This is a genomic window from Bacillus sp. GM2 (genome assembly GCF_056155945.1).
On sequence record NZ_JBRKSZ010000008.1, the window covers coordinates 892,956 to 915,692 of the forward strand.

23 protein-coding genes and 1 pseudogene are annotated in these 22,737 nt (G+C 44.7%); 1 reads left to right on the forward strand and 23 read right to left on the reverse strand.

Translation table 11 applies throughout. The features are described from left to right. Positions 1-90 precede the first annotated feature (90 nt). From mfd to metG, 18 genes and pseudogenes are all read right to left on the reverse strand, one after another. Positions 91-3,624, reverse strand: a complete 3,534-nt coding sequence (gene mfd, locus ACVC9U_RS19230) for a transcription-repair coupling factor (RefSeq protein ID WP_441391394.1) — start codon at positions 3,622-3,624, stop codon at positions 91-93. A 64-nt stretch (positions 3,625-3,688) separates the two neighbouring features. After that, a complete protein-coding gene (locus tag ACVC9U_RS19235; protein WP_003178210.1) occupies positions 3,689-3,919 on the reverse strand; it encodes an anti-sigma-F factor Fin family protein in 231 nt (76 codons plus the stop codon). A gap of 56 nt (positions 3,920-3,975) precedes the next feature. Beyond that, positions 3,976-4,542: an aminoacyl-tRNA hydrolase gene (gene pth / locus ACVC9U_RS19240; protein WP_025809572.1), complete on the reverse strand. Its 567-nt coding sequence runs from the start codon at positions 4,540-4,542 to the stop codon at positions 3,976-3,978. A 116-nt stretch (positions 4,543-4,658) separates the two neighbouring features. Next, positions 4,659-5,285 (reverse strand): 50S ribosomal protein L25/general stress protein Ctc, encoded by a 627-nt coding sequence (locus tag ACVC9U_RS19245; protein ID WP_003178205.1) that lies wholly within the window; start codon positions 5,283-5,285, stop codon positions 4,659-4,661. 80 nt (positions 5,286-5,365) lie between these two features. Continuing rightward, the gene (locus ACVC9U_RS19250; RefSeq protein WP_003178203.1) at positions 5,366-6,316 is read right to left on the reverse strand and encodes a ribose-phosphate diphosphokinase; all 951 of its coding nucleotides are present in this window, start codon (positions 6,314-6,316) and stop codon (positions 5,366-5,368) included. Between the two features lie 20 nt (positions 6,317-6,336). Further along, positions 6,337-7,707, reverse strand: coding sequence for a bifunctional UDP-N-acetylglucosamine diphosphorylase/glucosamine-1-phosphate N-acetyltransferase GlmU (gene glmU / locus ACVC9U_RS19255; RefSeq protein ID WP_003178200.1), 1,371 nt, complete (start codon positions 7,705-7,707; stop codon positions 6,337-6,339). A gap of 304 nt (positions 7,708-8,011) precedes the next feature. Further along, positions 8,012-8,305, reverse strand: coding sequence for a septation regulator SpoVG (gene spoVG, locus ACVC9U_RS19260; protein WP_003178198.1), 294 nt, complete (start codon positions 8,303-8,305; stop codon positions 8,012-8,014). Positions 8,306-8,484: 179 nt separating this feature from the next. Further along, positions 8,485-8,862 (reverse strand): 2-iminobutanoate/2-iminopropanoate deaminase, encoded by a 378-nt coding sequence (gene ridA / locus ACVC9U_RS19265; RefSeq protein ID WP_003178196.1) that lies wholly within the window; start codon positions 8,860-8,862, stop codon positions 8,485-8,487. Next, positions 8,860-9,713 (reverse strand): annotated as a pseudogene (gene purR / locus ACVC9U_RS19270) (pur operon repressor); the annotation flags it as partial. The pseudogene purR and the gene ridA, both read right to left, overlap by 3 nt. A 56-nt stretch (positions 9,714-9,769) precedes the next feature. Next, a complete protein-coding gene (ispE, locus tag ACVC9U_RS19275) occupies positions 9,770-10,639 on the reverse strand; it encodes a 4-(cytidine 5'-diphospho)-2-C-methyl-D-erythritol kinase (protein ID WP_025809574.1) in 870 nt (289 codons plus the stop codon). Positions 10,640-10,997: 358 nt separating this feature from the next. Further along, positions 10,998-11,183: a small, acid-soluble spore protein, alpha/beta type gene (locus ACVC9U_RS19280; protein WP_003178189.1), complete on the reverse strand. Its 186-nt coding sequence runs from the start codon at positions 11,181-11,183 to the stop codon at positions 10,998-11,000. A 156-nt stretch (positions 11,184-11,339) separates the two neighbouring features. Continuing rightward, a complete protein-coding gene (gene veg / locus ACVC9U_RS19285) occupies positions 11,340-11,600 on the reverse strand; it encodes a biofilm formation stimulator Veg (RefSeq protein ID WP_003178187.1) in 261 nt (86 codons plus the stop codon). 224 nt (positions 11,601-11,824) lie between these two features. Continuing rightward, positions 11,825-12,706 carry a sporulation peptidase YabG gene (yabG, locus tag ACVC9U_RS19290; protein ID WP_075752593.1) on the reverse strand — a complete coding sequence of 294 codons (882 nt, stop codon included), beginning with the start codon at positions 12,704-12,706 and terminating at the stop codon, positions 11,825-11,827. 159 nt (positions 12,707-12,865) lie between these two features. Next, positions 12,866-13,744, reverse strand: a complete 879-nt coding sequence (gene rsmA / locus ACVC9U_RS19295) for a 16S rRNA (adenine(1518)-N(6)/adenine(1519)-N(6))-dimethyltransferase RsmA (protein ID WP_075752591.1) — start codon at positions 13,742-13,744, stop codon at positions 12,866-12,868. Beyond that, entirely contained in the window at positions 13,737-14,297 is a 561-nt protein-coding gene (gene rnmV, locus ACVC9U_RS19300) for a ribonuclease M5 (protein WP_020449802.1), read from the reverse strand. The genes rsmA and rnmV overlap by 8 nt, the downstream gene beginning before the upstream one ends. Positions 14,298-14,463: 166 nt before the next feature. Beyond that, complete coding sequence (locus ACVC9U_RS19305; RefSeq protein WP_075752589.1) at positions 14,464-15,660, reverse strand: G5 and 3D domain-containing protein; 1,197 nt, start codon at positions 15,658-15,660, stop codon at positions 14,464-14,466. Positions 15,661-15,904: 244 nt separating this feature from the next. Then, the gene (locus tag ACVC9U_RS19310) at positions 15,905-16,672 is read right to left on the reverse strand and encodes a TatD family hydrolase (protein ID WP_075752587.1); all 768 of its coding nucleotides are present in this window, start codon (positions 16,670-16,672) and stop codon (positions 15,905-15,907) included. An 84-nt stretch (positions 16,673-16,756) separates the two neighbouring features. Further along, positions 16,757-18,745: a methionine--tRNA ligase gene (gene metG / locus ACVC9U_RS19315; RefSeq protein WP_441391395.1), complete on the reverse strand. Its 1,989-nt coding sequence runs from the start codon at positions 18,743-18,745 to the stop codon at positions 16,757-16,759. 507 nt (positions 18,746-19,252) lie between these two features. On the opposite strand from metG, the gene ACVC9U_RS19320 reads away from it, so the two are divergent. Next, positions 19,253-19,543: an AbrB/MazE/SpoVT family DNA-binding domain-containing protein gene (locus ACVC9U_RS19320; RefSeq protein WP_085959887.1), complete on the forward strand. Its 291-nt coding sequence runs from the start codon at positions 19,253-19,255 to the stop codon at positions 19,541-19,543. A 49-nt stretch (positions 19,544-19,592) separates the two neighbouring features. Here the strand turns inward: ACVC9U_RS19320 and rsmI are convergent, their stop codons facing one another. The 5 genes from rsmI to ricT form a co-directional block, all read right to left on the reverse strand. Beyond that, on the reverse strand, positions 19,593-20,468 hold the full coding sequence (gene rsmI, locus ACVC9U_RS19325; protein ID WP_142238597.1) for a 16S rRNA (cytidine(1402)-2'-O)-methyltransferase: 876 nt from the start codon (positions 20,466-20,468) through the stop codon (positions 19,593-19,595). Next, positions 20,443-20,736 carry a GIY-YIG nuclease family protein gene (locus tag ACVC9U_RS19330; protein ID WP_003178169.1) on the reverse strand — a complete coding sequence of 98 codons (294 nt, stop codon included), beginning with the start codon at positions 20,734-20,736 and terminating at the stop codon, positions 20,443-20,445. Before ACVC9U_RS19330 ends, rsmI begins: the two co-directional genes overlap by 26 nt. Next, positions 20,723-21,466: a tRNA1(Val) (adenine(37)-N6)-methyltransferase gene (locus tag ACVC9U_RS19335; RefSeq protein ID WP_003178166.1), complete on the reverse strand. Its 744-nt coding sequence runs from the start codon at positions 21,464-21,466 to the stop codon at positions 20,723-20,725. Before ACVC9U_RS19335 ends, ACVC9U_RS19330 begins: the two co-directional genes overlap by 14 nt. A gap of 64 nt (positions 21,467-21,530) precedes the next feature. Beyond that, entirely contained in the window at positions 21,531-21,893 is a 363-nt protein-coding gene (gene yabA, locus ACVC9U_RS19340; protein WP_003178164.1) for a DNA replication initiation control protein YabA, read from the reverse strand. A gap of 14 nt (positions 21,894-21,907) precedes the next feature. Beyond that, positions 21,908-22,735: a competence/sporulation regulator complex protein RicT gene (ricT, locus tag ACVC9U_RS19345; RefSeq protein ID WP_003178162.1), complete on the reverse strand. Its 828-nt coding sequence runs from the start codon at positions 22,733-22,735 to the stop codon at positions 21,908-21,910. Positions 22,736-22,737 lie beyond the last annotated feature (2 nt).

Consider the following 22,737-nt stretch of genomic DNA (forward strand, 5'->3'; position numbering starts at 1 on the left):
AGAGCTGTGTACTTATGTAACACTCTCCACTCTTGATTGGTTTTAGTATCCTTCACATCAAATGTAATATACGCGAGAAACAACAAATTTTTATGATGAAGCGATCGTTTGCTTTTTAACGTTTTGAAGGCCCTTCAATATGTCGAGAAGCGTTTCCAGCCATTCCTCCGGTTTTCGGTTTTTCACTTGAATCGAGATTTTCAATTTCTTCCCTTCCATTCCAAGGCCGATCTGTCTGCCGTACTTGCTGCCGAGTTCAAACAGTTTTTGACCGTCAATTTCGGCACTAGCTTTTTCGTCAATTGTCAGTCTGACGGCGTCTTTATCCTGTTTGATCAGCTCGACGCGTTCCTTGATGGCATATACCTTCGCCTCAGCGATGGCGAATAAATATTCTACTTCTTTCGGATATTCGCCGAAGCGGTCGATCATCTCGTCTTGAAGCTCGCTCTTTTCTTCAATGGTTGAAATCGCTCTAAACCGTTTATACATATCTATTTTTTGCTTGACGTCTGTCACATACGTCTGCGGAATATATGCGTCAAGCTCCAAATCGATTTCCGGCTCAAACTTTTCAGCTTGCGGTGCCTCTCCCTTGCGCGCCTCTATTGCTTCCTTGAGCATTTGCGAATATAAATCGAAACCGACAGAATCGATGAACCCGTGCTGCTGCGCACCTAAAAGGTTTCCGGCGCCGCGGATCGTCAAATCGCGCATCGCGATTTTAAATCCTGACCCGAGTTCTGTAAATTCTTTAATCGCCTGAAGCCTTTTTTCAGCCACTTCCGTTAGGACTTTGTCCTTCCGGTACGTAAAATAAGCGTAAGCTACACGGTTTGAGCGGCCGACGCGGCCCCTCAGCTGGTACAGCTGGGAAAGCCCCATCTTGTCTGCGTCAAATACGATCAAAGTATTGACGTTTGGAATATCAACGCCCGTCTCAATAATCGTCGTGCTGACTAGTACATCCGATTCTCCCTCTAAGAAGTTCAGCATGACCGATTCGAGTTCGTTTTCTGTCATCTTTCCATGGGCGTACGTCACCTTGGCATCAGGCACAAGCATTGAGATTTCTTCCGCTTTTCTTTCAATATCCTCCACCCGGTTGTACAAGAAGTAAACCTGACCGCCTCTGGCCAGCTCGCGTTCTATCGCTTCTCTGACCAGAGCTCCGTTGTATTCGACAACGTACGTCTGTACCGGGAAGCGGTTTTCCGGAGGTGTTTCAATGACTGACAAATCTCTGACACCGAGCATGGACATATGAAGGGTTCGAGGTATCGGAGTTGCCGTTAACGTCAAAACGTCGACATTCGCTTTAATGCGTTTAATTTTTTCCTTGTGCGTGACACCGAACCTTTGTTCTTCATCGATGATAAGCAGTCCAAGATCTTTGTACACGACATCCTTGGACAACAGCCTGTGAGTGCCGATTACGATGTCAATCGTTCCGTTTTTTAAGCCTTTGATCGTTTCATTTGCTTCTTTTCTCGTCCGGAACCGGCTGAGCAAACCGATATTAATCGGGTAGTCCTGGAAGCGTTCCAATATCGTTTCATAGTGCTGCTGTGCGAGGATCGTAGTCGGCACAAGAATCGCAACCTGTTTTCCGTCTGCAATCGCTTTAAAGGCGGCACGGATCGCCACTTCGGTTTTGCCGTAGCCCACATCGCCGCAAAGGAGCCGATCCATCGGTCTTTCTTTTTCCATGTCTCTTTTAATCTCATGGATCGATCTCAGCTGATCCTCTGTCTCCTGATAAGGAAATGCGGCTTCAAACTCACGCTGCATTTCATGGTCTGGAGAAAACGCGTAACCTTTGCTTGCTTCCCTTTCGGCATAAAGCTTGATCAAGTCATCGGCGATATCCTGGACAGAGCTTTCAACCTTTTTCTTAACCCGTTTCCATTCGCTTCCCCCGAGTTTATAAAGCTTCGGCTCTTTGCCTTCGGAGCCGACGTATTTTTGCACCTGATCAATTTGGTCAACCGGTACGTAAAGCTTGTCGCTTCCCTGGTAGTGAATATTCAGGTAGTCCTTATGAATGCCGTTGATCTCCAACGTTTCAATCCCTAAATACTTTCCGATACCGTGGTTTACATGAACGACATAATCGCCGATCTGAAGCTCCGAGTAGCTTTTAATCCGTTCGGCATTGGTCAGTTTTTGTTTGCGCGCCTGCTTTTTGACACGCTTTTTAAACAGCTCTTCCTCCGTGATAACGGCCAGCTTGATCATCGGAAGCTCAAAACCGGATTGAAGACCGCCTTCCATAATGTAAATCTGGCCTTGGGCGAGCGCTGCATCCTGGTCGGCCTGTGCGGCTTCGATGTCATAGTCGGACAATACAGACGCAAGTTTTTCGACGCGCTCTTTGCTGTCCCCTAGAAAAACCGTTGTATATTTCGATTTCTTAAACCGTTCAATCTCATTTTTGAGCACATGCATTTGTCCGTGAAAGCTCTGCATTTGCTTGCTTGAAACATTGACGATGTTTTGCGGACTGGTGTGCTGCACATGCCTTAAAAACAGCGAGTAATACAAAATCGGGCGGGACTGTTTTGAAATGAGGCTGTGAAAAGGAAATGACATTGCAGTATCATGAAGGATTTTCCCTTCTTCCAGCAGGCTCGTAATCCATTCTGCCTCTTCCTTTTGCAGCTGGTCTTCCATTTCATGAATACGGCTGATTTCATCTAGTATCAGCAAAGTATTTTTCGGGAAATAATCTAGTAAACTAGCAGGCCTTTCATAGAAATAAGAAAGGTATTTAACCATTTCCTGGCCGACATGCCCTTCCTTGAGGCGCTCTTTATCTTCCGCGATATTTTGGTCGAGAATTTCCTTTTGTTTATCAAGCTTCAGCTTTTTAAGACTGTTGGCAAGGCCTTTATCGATTTGTTCAAGCGCTCTTTGCCGATCTTCATCCCGCACGATCAGTTCCTTCGCAGGGCCGATCGTTACTTCATCGCGCGTTTCCAGTGAGCGCTGATCATCCGTATTGAATATACGAATCGAGTCAACTTCTGTATCAAATAATTCAATCCGGACAGGGTTTTCTTCGGTCAATGAATAGACATCGATAATACCCCCGCGAATGCTGAATTCGCCTGGAGCCGCCACCATATCCGTACGCTCATACCCCATTTGAACAAGCTTCTGAAGCAGCTGTTCCGGGTCGATGTCGCGCCCCGTCTCAATGCGAATCTGACTGTTTTGCCATACTTCGACAGGGGGCAGCATTCTTCTGACGGCTGCTGCCGGAGCAATAACGATAGGCGTTTCACCGCTTGCAAGCCGATTTAAGACGTCAAGCCTTTGCGAGCGAAGCTCAGGGCTTGCCACCGCAATTTCAGAAGAAATCAATTCGTTGACAGGATATAAAAGGACAGGCTGATCTTTTATCAGCCCTGTCAAGTCATCTGTAATTTTTTGAGCCTGATAAAGGTTATGCGTAATTAAAAATACCGGCCGTCTCGTTTCTTTTGTAAGTGCGGCTGTAAATAACGACCGGGCAGATCCGGAGAGCCCCGCAAGCAGCTGTTCCTTCAGCCCTTCGTTCAAGCCGTTGACGATGGATTTAAAATCATCGCTTTTTGTGATATAGGATTGAATATTGTTCAAATGAGCCCCTCCTCTCTTCCTCAAATAGAAAAATGCTTTGGTCTAGTCTCTACACCAAAGCTATTTATTGAATAAACGAATGATATTGGTGATAATCCGGGTTTCGCTCAAGCGCTTCTTGACAATCTTCACATATCGTCTTCACGTGTAAATCCCCATTATCCATATAAGAGATCATATCGTTTCTTTCATCGTTTGTTAAGTGGTTAAAGCCCAACTGTTCACTGTTTACATAAGAATGATCAAGACTTCCGACTTTAACACCGCAATGCCGGCAATAATAATGTAAAGCCATAAAGGAACCTCCATACCGAGTCTTTTTAAAACTAGTATGTTCCGTTCCCGTTTGCCTTATACCTTGGCGTTAAATTCATTCATGACTTCTAAAAAAGGTTTTTCCAGAGAAGCTTCACAGGCCTTGGCCGATTGTCTGACGGCCTCTTGTATCGCCGGCTCTTCTTCATCTGTAAAAGCGCCAAGCACATAATCGACGATTTTCATGCCGTTTACCGGACGGCCGATTCCGATTCTGATCCGGTTAAACTCAGTTGTTCCCAGATGCTGAATCATCGATTTGATGCCGTTATGGCCTCCTGCGCTTCCTTTCGTCCTCAGACGGATTCTTCCGGTCGGAAGATCCAAGTCATCGTAAATCACTTTCAAATTGTCAACAGGGATCTCATAATAGTCCAAAAGCGGCCTCAAACATTCTCCCGATAAATTCATATATGTAAGCGGCTTAACAAGTAGAACCTTTTTGCCGGAAACAAACCCGATTCCGTATTGTCCGTTGAACTTTGTTTTATCAAGCGGAATGTTCCACTCTTTCGAGAGCTCGTCAATCGTCATAAAACCTACATTGTGTCTCGTATTTTCATATGTTTTACCCGGATTGCCCAATCCTGCAAACACAAGCATTATTCTATATCCTCCCTTAAGCAAAACCCTGCCTCAGCATACTGAGGGGGAGCATCCTAATTTCCCCTCATTCTAGCACAAAAGACGTAACCGCGGGCGGATTACGTCTTACGTATTTATTCTTCTTTTTCCTCTTCAGTGCCTTTTTCTGGTTCCTCAACGTCTTGAGCGGCTGATTCGGCTTCTGTTTCTTCCTGCTTTTGAGGAGGAAGAATGGATGCAACAACTTCATCAGGCTCATGGTTGTATGAATAATCGCCTTTGGTCGGAATATCGCCGACGGTTAGAACATCATTGACTTCGAGACTGGAAATATCAACCTCGATCGTCTGCGGAATGTTCTTCGGCTTTGCTGTGACAGACAGCTCGTAAAGCGGCTGCTGAAGAACACCGCCCTGTTTGATGCCCTCTGCTTCACCCGTAAGGTTTACAGGAACCGTCGCCTCCATTTCCGCTTCCATATCAACCACTTTAAAATCGGCATGTACGATTGAATCTTTTAACGGATCCGTCTGCAGCTCAGTCACCATAACAGAGTGTTGGTCACCGTTTATATCCAAGTTGATAATCGTATTTTTGCCCTCAGCGCGCAAGATTTTTAAAAGCTCGATACTGTCTAACGCAACGGATTTGTTCTCCAGATTTCTTCCGTAAATGACACCCGGCACATACCCGGATTGCCGAATTCTTCTTAAAGAAGACCGTCTGGAATCCGTTCTTTCTTCCGCTTTTAAAATTGCCATTTTCAGCACCATCCTATCGTTAGATTGGTCTTTCTAAAACCATTCCCATAACGACAAAACTTTAAACCAGAATCAGCAAATTAATCGAACAGGAAGCTGACAGATTGTTTCTCATGCACACGAATAATTGCTTCTGCCAGAAGCGGTGCGACAGAAAGCTGCTTGAATTTCGCGATTTTCTTTTCTTCAGGAAGCTCAATGCTGTTGGTCACAACGAGCTCTTTAATTTTGGAATTGTCGATTCTTTCGATCGCCGGACCGGAAAGAACCGGATGTGTACAGCATGCATACACTTCCTCTGCGCCGCTTTCAACGAGCGCATTGGCCGCCAGCGTAATCGTTCCTGCAGTATCAATAATATCATCAATTAAAATGGCTGTTTTTCCTTCGATATGCCCGATGATATTCATAACCTCGGCTACATTCGGCTTAGGTCGGCGTTTGTCGATAATCGCAATCGGCGCTTTCAAGCGGTCCGCCAATTTGCGGGCACGGGTCACACCGCCGTGGTCAGGGGACACAATCACGATATCCTTGAAATTTTTCTCTTCAAAATAATTTCCTAAAATCGGAACACCCATTAAATGATCGATCGGTATATCAAAGAAACCTTGGATTTGCGGCGCGTGAAGGTCAAGTGCAATCACACGGGTAGCTCCGGCGGTTTCCAGCAGATTTGCCACGAGTTTGGCTGTGATCGGCTCGCGGGAACGCGCTTTACGGTCCTGACGGGCATAGCCGTAGTAAGGCATCACGATATTAATCGTTTTCGCCGACGCGCGTTTCAGCGCATCCACCATGATCAAAAGCTCCATGATATGCTCGTTCACCGGCGCGCTAGTCGATTGGATGACATAGCAGTCGCAGCCGCGGATGCTTTCTTCAATGTTAATTTGGACTTCACCGTCGCTAAAGCGTTTAACAGAACTCTTTCCCAGCTCAACTCCGACGATATCCGCGATTTCCTTCGCAAGACCCGGATTTGAGTTTAAAGAAAAAATCTTCAAATTGTCGTCTTCATATTTAGACATGGTAAACCTCCGATTTAGGATTATTTTTTGTGTATGTTCTCAGCGTAGTCTTCCTTATTGACTTGTCTTGCTCTGGCAATAGACAAAGCCCGGCCTGGCACATCGTCGGTAATCGTTGAACCCGCAGCTACGTATGCGCCTTCGCCGATTGTCACCGGAGCGACCAAATTGGAGTTGCAGCCGATAAATGCCCCATTTTCAATTTTCGTTTTAAACTTATGTTTCCCATCATAATTTACGGTAATCGACCCGCAGCCGAGATTGACATCCGTTCCGATTTCCGCGTCCCCTATGTAGCTTAAATGAGATGCTTTGCTGCGATCACCAAATTCCGATTTTTTCACTTCGACGAAATTCCCGATCCTTACCTCATTGCCGATCTTTGAGTCGGGCCTGATATGAGCAAACGGTCCGATTGTAACATCGTCGCCGACTTCACTGTCCACGATAACGGACTGCTTAATGACCGTTCTGCTGCCGACCGTACTGTTTTCCAGTTCGCTGTTCTGTCCGATGACCGCGTCTTCACCGATAACAACCCGCCCTTTAATGACGGTGCCGGGATAAATCACGGTATCCCTGCCGATCACGGCTTCCGGTGAAATGTATGTGTTGTCGGGATCGATTAAGCTGACGCCGTTCTGCATGTGGCGTTTATTGATCCGCTGCTTCATATAGATTTCCGCTTGTGATAGGGCGACTCTGTCATTGACTCCGAGCGTTTCCTGGAAGTTGCCAGTCTGATAAGCGGCTACAGTTTCACCTTGATTTTTCAAGATCTCAATGACATCCGGAAGATAATATTCCCCCTGTACGTTGTCATTGGAAACCTGCTCGATCGTTTGAAAAAGAGCTTCGTTGTCAAAACAGTAGGTGCCTGTGTTGATTTCTTTGACAAGCCTTTCCTCTTCTGTTGCATCTTTGTGTTCGACAATCTTTGCAACATCGCCGTTTTCATTGCGAATAATGCGTCCGTAGCCTGTCGGATCTTCCGCTACAGCGGTTAAAATCGTCACCTTTGCTGCTTTTTTCTGATGCTCCGTGAGCATGGCTTCCATCGTTTCGGCAGTTAAAAGCGGGGTATCTCCGCAGATGACGATTGTTGTTCCTTTTTCGCTTCCAAGAATCGACTTGGCCTGCTTGACGGCATGGGCCGTGCCGAGCTGTTCAGCCTGCAGGGCATATTCGCTTTTTTCCCCGAGCTGTTTTTTGACATCTTCCGCACCATGTCCAACTATTGTGACAAGTTTTTCTAATGATAGCTTGCGAGCTTCATCGACAACATGCTCGACCATAGGTTTTCCGCAAACAGGATGAAGAACTTTATATAGCTTTGATTTCATTCTTGTTCCTTGACCAGCTGCTAACACAACTGCAAACCGCTTATCCATGTATTGGCCTCCATTATCCCTATTATCCATAGAAAAATATATCCTAAATATGAGTTGATTTCAAGCAAGCCAAAATGAGAAATCGGGAAATCAAGACAGCATATTTTGGATGTTTAGAGCATATTTAGGATTAACTGATCAGGGAGACGGATTGATTCCTTCTGCATGCGCTTTGTTATCCGAGTTCGCATGCTTTACCTTCCTGCTACTGTTATACGCAGACACAAACCATATATTGTCATTTTATTATGATAAGATCATTTTTTTTCAAAACAAAAAGGGCTTATCCATAAGCCCTTCTTTTTTAAGAAGCTCCAGCTTCTTCATATTCTATTTCCTCAACGTCACCCAAACGATGATATTCATTTAACACCGCGTCCTGAATTTTTCCGCGGGTGCTTGAGTTGATTGGATGAGCGATATCACGAAATTCTCCATCAGGTGTACGCTTACTTGGCATCGCAACGAAAAGACCATTGTTTCCATCAATTACACGAATATCATGCACTACAAATTCGTGATCCAGCGTGATGGATGCAATCGCTCTCATGCGACCATCGGTATTCACGCGGCGTAATCTTACGTCGGTAACTTCCACAGTAGTTCACCACCTTTTCCCAATATAAAAACATTAGTGTAACTATTCAACGGCTTTTTTTGTTTTCCTGCATAATTAAAAATATTTTTGTAATATTGGGATAAAAAAACACTGAATTGACAAATTTTCCAAACAAAAAAGATGATTTTGAGACCAAAACCATCTTTTAAGAGTTCTTTCTATTTCACTAATGCGATGACTTCTATTTCAACAAGCGCGTCTTTCGGCAGCCTCGCCACCTCAACGCATGATCTCGCCGGTTTGTGGGTATCGAAGTACTGTCCGTAAACTTCATTCACCTCTGTGAATTGATTCATATCCGCCAGAAACACGGTTGCTTTGACGACAGTCTCCAGAGAGGCGCCCGCTTCTTTCAGCACGGCTTTTAAATTGCGGAAAACTTGATGCGTCTGTTCTGTGATGTCTCCAGTCACCATTTCACCCGACGGGGTCAGCGGAATTTGCCCTGAACTGTAAAACATATTATTGACAACAATTCCTTGTGAATACGGTCCGATCGCCGCCGGTGCTTCTTTTGTCTGAACAACCTTTGTCATCTCAAACTCCCCATTTCCTATTCATTGTCTGCAAAAAAACGCTGAAAGTTTCCGTTTTGTATTTCGACCTTTTTTTCCTTCATATCAATTTCAGAAAGAGTCAAAAGGGACATATACTCATCGACCAGCCGCTCCTTGACTCCCTGAGCCTCGACAAGAACACCGATGCCCGCTACATGGGCATTGAATTCCTCGAGAAGATTGATCATACCGTTGATCGTTCCTCCCGCTTTCATAAAGTCGTCTATAATCAAAACGCGCGAGCCCGTCTGCAAGTTGCGTTTTGCAAGAGACATCGTCTGAATGCGGTTGGAAGATCCAGACACATAGTTAATGCTGACCGTTGAACCTTCAGTTACCTTATTGTCTTTTCTGACGACCACCGTCGGCACATCAAGGTAGCTGGCTACCGCATATGCCAGAGGAATTCCTTTTGTCGCCACCGTCATCACGACATCGATCTCCCTGTCTGAAAAAGCTGAAGCAAAAATCTTGCCGACCTTCGTTAATACAGAGGGCTTGCCTAGGATATCGGTTAAATACAAATATCCGCCGGGCAATATCCGTTCCGAATCGATCAATGACTCACCGAGCGACTTTACAAATTCCTCCGCTTCATCGCGTTTTACCTTTGGAATGTATTTAACGCCGCCTGCTGCTCCCGGCACGGTCTGAAGCGTCCCGATTCCCTGCTGCTCGAAGGTCTGCTTAATAATGGTTAAATCTTCACTAATGGATGATTTAGCAGATTGATACCGTTCTGAAAAGAAGGTTAATGGCACTAAGACATGCGGATGGGTCAACAAATAATTTGTCAGATCCACCAATCTGCCGCTTCGACGAAACTTCATGCACTTACCTCCAAAATCCGAATATTTTTAAAAATAATATAACTTAACATACGGATTTAATCAAGTTCATTTTGTTCTCCGATCATCCGCACCGCATAAACCTGATCGCAAAACCCTCTTAATCCGTTATAGATTCTTTGTACTTTTGATTCGTATTGAACCAGTCCGAACACAGTGGGGCCGCTCCCGCTCATCAGCACAGCATCGGCGCCGAACCGCTTCATTTGATTTTTGATCATCGCGACTTCGGGATGCATATTCAATGTAACAGATTCAAGAACATTGCCGAGTTTGTCGCACATTTTTTGAAAATTCTTCTCTTCGATCGCAGAAATCATACCTTGAACATCCGGATGTTCAATCTCGTCGACTTTCAGCTGCTTGTACACTTCTGCAGTTGATACGCCGATCGTCGGCTTTGCCAGCACAACCCAGCAGTGCGGCGGAGTCTCGATATGACGGATTTTCTCTCCCCTTCCCGTTGCAAGAGCCGTTCCTCCATGTACGCAAAAGGAGACATCAGATCCGATCTCAGCGCCAAGCTCAGCCAGTTCATTCATCGAAAGCTTCAAATCCCACAGCCGGTTCAGCCCTCTGAAGACGGCAGCCGCATCGCTGCTTCCCCCCGCAAGCCCCGCAGCAACGGGAATCACTTTCGTAATAAATATAGAAACACCTTTTTTAATGCCGTATCGTTCTTTCATGAGCATTGCAGCCTGATAAGCAAGGTTTCGCTGATCGTCGGGAACAAAGCGGTTATGCGAAGAAACCGTTACTTTATCTTCTGCCAGCTCGGTTAATTCAATCCGATCCGCCAAATCAATTGTCGTCATGACCATCTCTACTTCATGATACCCATCTGGACGTTTGCGGCGAACGTCGAGCGACAAATTAATTTTAGCCGGCGCCTTCTCTAAAATACGCAATCCATTCACCTACTTCTCCATCTAAACATAAGTATCCACATTGTAACATATTTTGAAGTACAGGACGTACAAATGCATGCGTTGCGGCAGGACTTCGCGACCTTAGCATGCGGTCATTTTCCATACAAGTACAAATGCATACGCCCGCGCAGGACGCCGCGTCTTTAGCATGCGGTCATTTCTCGCGAGTACAAATGCATGCGCCCGCGCAGGACGCCGCGACCTTAGCATACGGTCATTCCTGCAGATCGCGATTGCCCCCTGCCGTGAATCCTCAAGGCGCTTGCAGCACCTGGTCGGCTGAAAACAGATCAATGAAAAAAACGGAGGACAGAAGCGCCCTCCGTATGTCACTGTTTTAATGATTTTGCTGGTTTTGAGCCATATGCTGTTCGGCTAATTCAATGGCCCTCTTCACCATGTTACCGGCGTCTCTGGCCCGAATTCCGCCCCAGCCCTCGGTTTTTACCGTGTCGTAAAATCCAAGATCCTTAGCCAATTCATTTTTGAATTCCTCTGACATGATGCTTCGACGTCTGCCCATGCGAAACAGCCCCTTTCAAGTATCATACCATCCGTCTGACTCATCATAAAACAAGTGACATGTATTAGCTTTGCTCGATTTGTGCAGAACTTCCCCGAAAAATTCTGGATAAAAAAAGGCAAAACAAAAAGCAGCAAACATAAAGTCCACTGCTTATTAAAGGGCTACTGAGCTGGTTTTATCATCAGAAAATCTCAATTCAACCGTCTCAGTAAGAATATCCGCATAACTGTATGAAACTCTTTCAAACGAATTCTCGTCTTGGTCTAGTTGTATCACAAAAACAGAAGGGTACGTCTCAGCTAAAATGCCCGAACGCTCAATCGTTTTTCGGCGGCCACCGTTTGCTTTTAACGTCAGCCTTTTTCCCAAATGTCCATCAAGCGATCTTTTAATATCGGACAACGTTTTCGCCATTGCATCCACCTCACTATATTCAGTATACACCAGAAGCCCATTTTTGTCAAATAAAATTTAAATTATATCAACGTTCATAAGCCTCTGTCAATAAAATATTTGTGACAAATTATACGCCAACTTTCCCTTATTTTCCTCATTTTTCGTTTCATTATGTATGTTTTTTTAAAAAAAGGTAAAAACATTCGGCTGCATGGCAAAAACCCGCCATCCGGCGGGCTCGTTTAATCGTTTTCTTTTGTTTTATATGGCATTCCGATTCGCAATACGCCTCGCGTCTCAATGCCTCCGAGTCCCTTTTCCCTCGTCATGGTGTTTCTGAGCACTTCCCAGACGTTAATGCGGTCCATAAACGGAGTGAAGCTGATTTTTGCGACTATATAGACCGGATCAAGCGCATGGATGTTGACTCTTGACGGAGAGCTTGCAAAATTTGCACCGGCTTTGATCAGTGATTCAAAATGGGACTGGCATGCGCCGGCAAAAATGACAAGCTGATCAAGATGGGGAATTTTTTTTCTCGCTTTTTGAACGGTTTCGATAAAATCTTTTGAATGCCTGTAGGCATCCAGATTGTTAATATCACCCTTCTGCTTAGAATAGGCATCGTGTCCGGTGATGACGAGAAGATCCGGGCGGTACTCATCGATCAGTTCCTCGATGACCGATGACATTTTTTTTTCATAACAATGAATGCCGTATACAGGAACCCCGATCTTTTCATAGAGCGCCAGACATTTTTTTAAATAAGCCGAATCCCCGTCTAAATGAAGGACTCTTCCGGGCATATGAAAGTACTGCTGTTGATTGTTATATTGGTTTGTGGCGCGGTACTCATGTTTATTGTGAAGGAGTTTGTAATCCTGGCGGAGAAGATCGAGGGATTCCTTCATTCTCGATTCTTCTTCCCGCTTTCTCATCTGCCGCTCAGCCTCGCGGACCATCTCCAGGTCCGTTAAATATGCGTCAGCGATTAATCTGACCTCATCTCCGTGCAAAACGGCCACAGGTTCTCCATTTGCCGATTGATCAATTCGTATAATTCGAAATAAGATATCTCTTCGATAAGATTTTCTGACGACCATATCGCCTATTTTAAATTGCATGCTTTTCACTCCACACATAGACTAAGCCCCATCCTGATGAATATAAAGCAATGAAAAGTAAAGGTGCTTCTTTAGCCTATGTGCCCGCCCTTCAAGTGGTGAACGGATGACAAGCCTGATCAGGCTTAAAGCCCGGCTTCAAATAAAAAAAGCCCTCCATTAAAGAAGGACTGCTCTCAAGCGGTCAGATATGACGGCGAACTCTTCAATGCTCAGCGATTCTCCGCGTCGTTTTCCGTCGATTTGTGAATCCTGAAGCACTCTTTCAATTTCTGATTTCTTCTCTTTGCCATTCGGCAGGTTGTTAACGAGGTTGTTGAAAAGCGTTTTTCGGCGCTGTGCAAAGCTTGATTTTACGACTTGAAAGAAAAAGGCTTCATCTTGAACCGCGACAGCCGGTTCTCCCCTCAGCGTCAGCCTGATGACCGCGGAATCCACGTTAGGCTGAGGGACAAATACAGTCTTTGGCACATTCATGACCGTTTTGGCTTCCGTATAAAACTGAACCGCGATGGAAAGGGACCCGTATTCTTTTGTAGAAGGTTTCGCAGCCATTCGGTCCGCCACCTCTTTTTGAAGCATGACGACGATCCCTTTCAGCGGCAGATTTTCTTCTAAAAGCTTCATGATGATGGGAGTCGTGACGTAATACGGGAGGTTGGCGACAACCATCACCTCATCGCAGTCTTGAAACTGCTCGTCCATTACCGCCCGGACATCGGCTTTCAGGACATCCTGGTGAATGACAGTCACATTATCATACGGAGAAAGCGTATCTTTTAAAATCGGCAGGAGCCTTTGGTCGATTTCGAAGGCCGTCACTTTCTTCGCACGCTTTGCCAGCTGCTCGGTCAATGCCCCGATCCCCGGACCGATTTCAATCACGCCGGTACGCTCCGTCACCCCCGCATGGTCGACAATTCTATCCAATATGTTCGTGTCAATCAAGAAGTTCTGCCCCAGGCTTTTTTTGAATGAAAATCCGTATTTATTGAGAATTTCCTTCGTTCTAATTGGGGTGGCGATATCTTTATTCATGCTCTTCCTCCCGCAGCACAACATCCAGTGCGCTTAAATAATCACTCTTTTTGATCTGAAACATTTGCAGCCGCTTTTGAAGCTGTTTCCCATTTGTATAGCCGATATTCAATATCTCGCCGAGCCGCTCCCGCCTTTGTTTTGCCAGAGGGCCTCCGATCAGGCCGGCTTCGATTAAATCCCGAGCCTCAATCTCAGGTTCCGTCGCCTCCATTTCCTCCTGAACGGTTTTTAAGCATTCGCGGATTGCCTCAAGCGAAGCATGTTCAACACCGATTCCGCGCTTATTTTTAGGCTTTGCCAAATGCTTGGGTAAAAATGCATGCTTGCAGCCGGGGACTTTTTCTGCAATCGTTTTTCTGATTTTTTCCCCCGGGAAATCAGGATCGGTTAAAATAATGACCCCGCGCGTTTCCTGGGCAAGCCGAATCCGTTTAATGACGTCTTCCCCTATGGCAGATCCGTTCGTTTCAATCGTATCAGCATCAACAGCCGATTTGATTTTTGCTGTGTCATCACGGCCTTCGACAACAATGATTTCTTTAATCTTCATTTCTTCCTCCGTATGGTGAAAAACCTTTTATTACATTTTTAAAATTATTGAAACCTTTTTGTAATAAAACCGTCTAATTTATTAGAAAACAAGATGGATCTATTATAACCAAAAAAACAGAGGGCGCAAAATCCCTCTGCTTATATAAGAGCGTAATAAATGATATTTAGTTCAACACCTTGATTTTAACTCTTTTGTTACCCCAGCGGTAAGCTGTAGACTTACTCGGAAAGAATACATCGATTTTACGGCCTTTGATGGCTGAGCCTGTATCGGCTGCAACCGCGTAGCCATATCCTTCTACATGTACTTTAGAACCCAGCGGAATGACGCTCGGATCGACAGCGATCACTTTAGCGCCCGGATTATTTTTTAAGTTAACGCCGGTCGCAGTGTGGCCAGAGCATCCGTTGCAGCTTGCCGTATAAGCTGTAGAGGATACATAAAATTCTTTTCCTGAGGATTGATTTCCGCGCGATACATTCGCGCTGACTGTAGCCACTGCGGCTTGCTTTGTACCGACAGCGATGATTTTGGCTTTGCTTTCAGCTGCTGTTTCCTCTTTAACCAGTTCTCTGGAAACTTCCTTGCCGTTTTTCATAACAACGGCATAGTGCTTTTTAAGCTTGCCATGTTTACCGTCCTGTACAACTTTTTCTTTCCCCTTTTCAAGTGAATCGTCCTCTTTTTTCCGGACTTCAAAAGGGATGTTCTCTTCCACTACATCGGTGACTTTTTTGATACGAGTAATGTGAATCGCCTGATCTTTTGTCAGCTTTTTATCAAGCGCAGGCTTAACTTCATCATCGCCTTTTATGCTGATCTTATGATGTTTTAAAAAGTCAGCGACCGTAGTCGAAGTCGTCCATATATCTTTATCTTTACCGGCATCCTTTACGGTTACTTTAAAAGCCCTTTGCAAAGTCAGCTTCATATCTTTCGTTATTTCTTTATCAACTGAGGGTTCAATTTGATCGTGTTCCGCCAACTCTAGATTTAAATCTTTCAGCAGTTTGCCGACAGTACCCGCTGTTGTCCAGATTTCTTTTTCCTGTCCGTCGACCGCGAAATGAACAGGTTTTGCGGCAACATACTCAACATTCATGTTCGCCGTTAATTTTGTATCTTCAGCGGGAGAGATGTGATCTTCTTTCCTCGTCTCGATGTCTAAGCTTTTCAGCAGTTCACCTACGGTTTCAGCATTCGTGCGAACATCCTGCTTTTTCCCGTTTATCGAAATGGTGACTTGCTGTTTAGCGAGCTCATGTGCTCCGTAAGCAGTTCCGCTTCCTGCGACAAGCAGTCCAGCAGCAATCAGTATCCATCTGCTTTTGCTAAGCTTTACGGAAAACAGCTTTTTCATTTTTTGTATGATGAAAAACGCCTCCTTCTCCTCGGGGAGATTATATAGAGTATCTACAAGCCTGTCAACCCTCCTCTCTATTTCTCCGCAAGCCCGCCATCTCTTTTATTATGGGAAAACCACCTCATAAAAGAAAGAAAGACTTGTCGACAAAGATATCCTATGAGTGCAAACAGACATGTAGAACTTTTTAGAACCGTCCCCCGAAGAGACAAGCTTGAACAAGGCTCGATATCAAATCGTGTCAGCTGATGCCGAAAAGTTTTTTTGCATTTTCTGTGGTGACGGCCGCTATTTCTTCATAAGTCATCCCTTTCAATTCAGCAATCTGTTCGGCGACAAGCTTGACATAGCTTGGTTCATTCCGCTTTCCTCTGTATGGATGCGGCGTTAAATACGGGCAGTCCGTCTCAATTAAAAGTCGGTCATTTGGTATTTGTTTGACCACTTCCTTCGGCTTTTTGGCATTTTTAAATGTGACGGGACCGCCGAAAGATAGGTAGAAATTCATATTGATGCACTCTTGTGCAATTTCGGCGCTTCCGGTATAACAGTGCATGATCCCGCCGACTACCTCAGCCCCTTCTTCCCGCAAAATAGAAACGACATCCTCTGTTGCATCACGGTTGTGAATCACGATTGGCAAGCCGACTTCTTTTGCCAAAGCGATCTGTTTTCTGAATACCTCTTTTTGAACGTCCTTCGGCGACTTATCCCAATGATAATCAAGTCCCATTTCACCGATCGCCACAACTTTCTCATGGGCGGAGAGGTCTCTGATCCAAGCCAAATCTTCATCGGTCATATCAATTGCATCAACCGGATGCCACCCGATGGCAGCATAGATAAAATCGTATTCTTCAATCAATTCCATTGCGCGCTTGATCGTCGGACGATCGAATCCCACAACAACAATGTGCTCCACTTTTTCTTCCTTTGCCCGAGCAATGACTTCTTCCAAATCCTCATTAAATTGCTCGGCATTTAAATGTGCATGTGTATCAAATAACATCAAAATGCCACCTTTTTTAGATATTGTCGAAAAAACAAAAGGTGTTCGACGAAATGTTACACGTGGAACACCCTTTGCCAACATTTATTTGATTCGCGTTCCGTTTGATAATGAACTGTCTACCGCCGCAAGCGACAGAACGCCGTTGTCTTCTCCAGCCAATATCATGCCTTGAGAAAGTTCTCCTCTTAGTTTGACCGGTTTTAAGTTTGTTACACAAATGACTTTCCGGCCGACAAGCTCTTCAGGTTTGTAGTGCTTGGCAATTCCTGAAACGACCTGGCGTTTTTCAAAGCCCAAATCAAGCTGAAGCTTTAACAGACGGTCCGCTTTTTTGACGGGTTCGGCATGGATGACTTCAGCCACTCTCAGCTCCGTGCTCATAAAATCGTCTATCGTGATTTCCGGAAGCCTTTCAGTTGCTTTTTCCTCTTGTTTCGGTTCTTCTTTTGGAGCCGTTCCCTGCATTTTTGATTTGATATAAGCGACTTCGTCTTCCGCCTCAAGACGCGGGAACAACGGTTCTCCTTTTTGAACTTTTACCGATTTCAGCTGTCCGAAGCTTTTAATGCTGTCCCAGGTTTTCAATGACGTATCCGTAACACCGAGCTGTGCAAAAATCTTTTCAGGCGTCTGCGTTAAGAACGGCTGCAGCAATACAGCAGTGATGCGCAATGACTCTGCCAAATGGTACATAACCGATTGAAGATCTTTTTCTTTGTCCTGATCTTTTGCCAGTACCCATGGGGCTGTCTCGTCGATGTATTTATTCGTTCTGCTGACAAACTGCCACAATGAAGAAAGCGCTACAGAAAACTCCATATTTTCGATCGCCTGTTCGTACGCTTCAATTGTCTTTTGTGAGAATGATGACAACTGTTCGTCAAAAGCGGTAACCGGGCCTTCGTACGACTGAACCCGGCCGTCAAAGTATTTGTTGACCATGGCGACCGTTCTGTTCAGCAGGTTGCCTAAATCATTCGCTAAATCATAGTTAATCCGCTCGACAAATCCTTCCGGTGTAAATACGCCGTCAGAACCGAACGGCACTTCGCGGAGAAGATAATAACGCAATGCATCAAGTCCGTATTTGTCGATTAATGTGACTGGATCGACCACATTTCCTTTTGATTTAGACATTTTTCCATCTTTCATCAGCAGCCATCCGTGGGCAAAAACCTTTTTCGGCAGCGGAAGGTCCAATGCCATCAGCATAATCGGCCAGTAAATGGTATGGAAACGGACGATCTCTTTACCGACAAGATGAACGTCTGCCGGCCAATATTTTTGATAATTTTCATCGTTTGCCGTATTAAAGCCAAGTGCCGTAATGTAATTAAACAGCGCGTCTATCCAAACATAGATGACATGCTTCGGGTTGCCGGGCACTTTTATTCCCCAGTCGAACGTCGTCCGGGAAACAGCCAAATCCTCAAGACCCGGTTTGATAAAGTTGTTGATCATTTCATTTTTGCGGGATTCAGGCTGAATGAATTCAGGATTTTCTTCATAGAAAGCGAGCAGCCGGTCCGCGTATTTTCCCATGCGGAAGAAGTAAGATTCCTCTTTGATTAACTCAACGGGATGGCCGCTGTCAGGACTTTTTCCACCGATCACCTCGCCCTTCTCGTTTCGCTCAACATCAACGAGCTGGGTTTCGGTGTAAAACGTTTCGTCAGGTATGCTGTACCAGCCTTCATATTCGTCAAGATATATATCACCATTGTCAAGAAGCTTCTGAAAAACCTTTTCGATCACGTTTTTATGACGTTCCTCTGTCGTCCGAATGAAGTCGTCATTGGATATGTCGAGCTTTTTCCAAAGCTGCTGAATGTCTTCTGCCGCACGATCGACCAATTCCTGCGGAGTGATATTTTCCTTCTCCGCCGTTTGCTGGATTTTTTGTCCGTGCTCATCTGTACCTGTTAAGTATCTGACATCAAAGCCTCTCAGTCTTTTATACCGAGCCATCGCATCACCTGCAACGGTTGTGTAGGCATGTCCAATATGTAACTTTCCACTTGGGTAATAAATGGGTGTAGTGATGTAAAACGTATTTTTTTCTTGCGGCATGATGGAACCTCCCAATTAAAATGTCAAAAAACTCCCGCCCAAAGGACGAGAGCGGCATGTGTATTCATTCAGTATATACTCAATATATAATCCCTCTTTATATGATACCATCTTAGCCTTCAAGTTCAAGAAAATATACATTGTCGATCCATCATGAATACGGTCGATTACAAATTTTTTAACAGAAAGAAATATTATACTTCGACAAAAAAATGCTTTCATTGTCGAATAATGTCGTATATAATCGATATGAGGAAAAACCTTAGTTCGAAAGTCTTGATTTAAGGGCTTTTTTTTGATTGATCCTACTGTTTTATCATCTTCATTTCCCTTGTTACATCAGTTCTTCCAAGGTCTTTTGACTATATGATCTAATTTTTACAAACAATAGAAAAGAAAATGATTGACGTTTATTGGAAACCTTGTTATGCTAGGACTGTAAGGATTTTGTCGAATAATGACGAAGATAATAAACACCTATAAAAATAACAATCTTTCGGGAGGAGAATGAATATGAAATCTACAGGTATTGTACGTAAAGTTGATGAGCTAGGACGCGTGGTGATTCCGATCGAACTTCGCCGTACGCTTGGAATCGCTGAAAAAGACGCTCTTGAAATCTATGTAGATGACGAAAAAATCATCTTGAAAAAATATAAACCAAACATGACTTGCCAAGTTACAGGTGAAGTTTCTGATGACAACCTTAAACTTGCAGGCGGTAAATTGGTTCTTAGCCCTGAAGGCGCTGAGCAAATCATTAACGAAATTCAAGCACAACTTCAATCTCAAAAATAATTATTTTGATTATACAAAAACCGCTCTTGCCGAAGCAAGGGCGGTTTTTTTAGTTTTGAATATGATAAGCGTCATAAATTTTCCGTTTCGGAACGCCGCGGTCAACCGCGGTTTTTTTAATGGCTTCTTTTGAATGATATCCTTCGCTGATATAATGCTCGACATGTTCTTTTTCTGAAAGGTGCTCCCACCAGAACGATTCTTCGATCGTTTCTTCACGGCTTCCCTCGATTACAAGGCAAAACTCTCCGCGCACCTGTTCCTGTTCAGCCCATGTGAGCGCTTCTTCGATCGAACCTCTGATAAATTCTTCAAATTTTTTCGTAAGTTCCCTTGTCAATGCGATTTGCCGGTTGCCGAATACCTCTCTGATGGCTGACAAGGTTTCTTTCAGCCGATGCGGGGACTCGTAAAAAATCATCGTCTCCTGTCTGTTCTTCAAAGCCTCGAGCTGTTTTTTCCTTTCCCGTTTGTTACGGTCCAAAAAACCGAAAAAGAAAAACGGCTGCGGGGCAATGCCTGAGGCAATCAGTGCGGTCAAAGCGGCATTTGCACCGGGCAAAGGCACGACATAGCCGCCCATTTCGATAAAATCGCGGACGATTTCAGCCCCGGGGTCAGATATTGTCGGCATTCCGGCGTCACTGACCAGCGCAACATTTTTACCTTCTTTCAGCCATTCCAAAATTTTGTGTCCGCTGCTTTCTTTATTGTGTTCATGGTAGCTGACAAGCTGTGTCTCGATTTCGTATACATGGCACAATTTCTTCGTCTGCCTCGTATCCTCCGCAGCGATAATGTCCGCCTCTTTTAACACAGAAACCGCCCGAAATGTCATATCCTCTAAATTGCCGATGGGAGTCGGTACGAGATATAACATACCCATGTCTGATTTTTGGTCAAAACTCTTTTGCCGGTTGATAATCAACACCCTCCCGTCTTTTTTCTTCTATATAACGTTCTTTGTTTTTTCTCGATAATTTTTTGAAATAGTACTCGGCCTGCATCGCTTCTCGTTTCGTTGAAAAGCACTCTGCATAATGGAGTTTAACCGGCAGCCTTGCCCTCGTATACTTGGCGCCCTTCCCGTCATTATGCGTTTTCAGGCGCTTTTCGATATTGTTTGTATAGCCTGCGTACAAGCTGCCGTCCCGGCACGAAAGCACGTAAAAGTAATGGCTATTCGTCTCCATATAAAATCTTCCTTATTTCATGTGTATATTGATCTTGTTCATCATACACAAACAAAGGAGGCAAAATTTTCAGGTCAGGTCGGCCGTCTTTTATTCCTTCTACTAAAATGGTGTTGGCTTCTTTGCTTTTTTTCGGGTAAACAAATTGGACCCGCTTCGGCTCGATTTGAAAGGCCTTCATCAATTCAAAGATTTCGAGCAGCCTCCCCGGCCGGTGAACGAGAGCGAGTTTGCCGCCCTGCTTTAATAGCTTGCTGCTGACGCGAATAACATCTTCAAGCGTGCAGTAGATTTCATGTCTGGCAATGGCCAAATGTTCATTTAGGTTTTGCTCCGTTTTTTGCGGCGTCTTGAAATAAGGAGGATTGCATGTGACGACATCGGCCTTATTGTATCCGAGCACCTGCGGCATATTTTTCAAGTCGTCCCTGATGAGATGAATCTGTTTTTGCAGGTTGTTGTATTCCACGCTGCGGAGGGCCATGTCATACAGCCTTTCCTGAATTTCCACCCCGGTGATGGCGGCTTTTGTGCGGGTGCTGAGAAGCAGCGGAACAATCCCGTTCCCTGTGCACAAATCAATGATGTTTCCTTTTTGTATCGGAACGTAAGCAAATTTCGACAGCAGAACAGCATCTAAGGAAAATGCAAAAACTGTCGGGCTTTGCACGATTTTCATATCTTCCGCCAGTAAATAATCCAGTCGTTCATCATCTTTTAATTGAATCATGTCTTTTCCCTTTCCTAAACACATTGTACCGTTAAAAAGGCTTCCGTTCCGCCGGAAGCCTTTCTTATTTTTTATTTAAAAACGAGAGGCAGAACAGACAGTCTCCTTCTTTGCGAACACTTCCGTAATGGATGTTGCAAATATGGAAGCCCTCCTGATACAGGCGAGCCAAATTATCATGGCCCTCTCCAATATCAGCATGCCCTGTCTTTTCTGCTTTTATCTCTTTTTCATCGGATTTTACGCTTTTTAGCCTTTGATCCGTCTCTTCCAGCCTCTTGCGCAAATGCTCGTTTTCAAGCTGTAAATGATTGTTTTCTTCAATCATTTCCCCGATATGCTGCTTGAGATCTCCAAGCTGGCGGTAAAGGGACCCGATTTGTTCTTCTAAACTTATCACTGTATCAAACAATTCTTTTTTATCCAAGGTTTCACACCTCGTTAATCTGTGGTTTGTGCAGATACGACACCTTCTTGCAACAGCTCATCCCACGTATATTCAACAACTTTGTCGCAGTCTGTCAGTTCAACCTGGAGAATGCGTTCGAGAATATTCAACCCGACGACTTTTGCCGGGCCGCTGGACGTGGCGATCACTTCCCCGATATCCGGAAGCTGTTCTTTGGCTGTTTCGTATTCATCGTTTTCATACTTTAGACAGCACATCAGCCGTCCGCATAGTCCGGAAATCTTCGTCGGATTCAGCGACAGATTTTGATCCTTTGCCATTTTAATAGAAACGGGCTCAAAATCACCTAAAAACGTGGAACAGCAAAGCATTCTTCCACACGGTCCGATACCGCCGAGCATCTTCGCTTCATCTCTGACGCCGATTTGTCTCAGCTCGATTCTCGTTTTAAAGATCGATGCCAAATCTTTGACGAGTTCTCTAAAATCGACTCTTCCATCAGCCGTAAAATAAAAAATGACTTTGTTGCGGTCAAAAGTGAATTCCACATCGACCAGTTTCATCTCAAGGCCGTGCTCGTTAACCTTTTTCTGGCAGACATCAAAGGCGGACAGCGCAGCTTCTTGATTCTCCTCAACGATCAGGCGGTCGCGTTCATCCGCAACTCTGATCACTTTTCTTAAAGGCAGCACGACATCGTTCTCGTCTACTTTCTTGTTGGCAATGACAACCTGCCCGTATTCAACACCGCGAACCGTTTCGACGATCACACAGCTGTCTTTATCTATCTGAAATCCGTTCGGATCGAAATAATATATTTTGCCCGCTTTTTTAAAGCGGACACCAATAACGTTGTACAAGC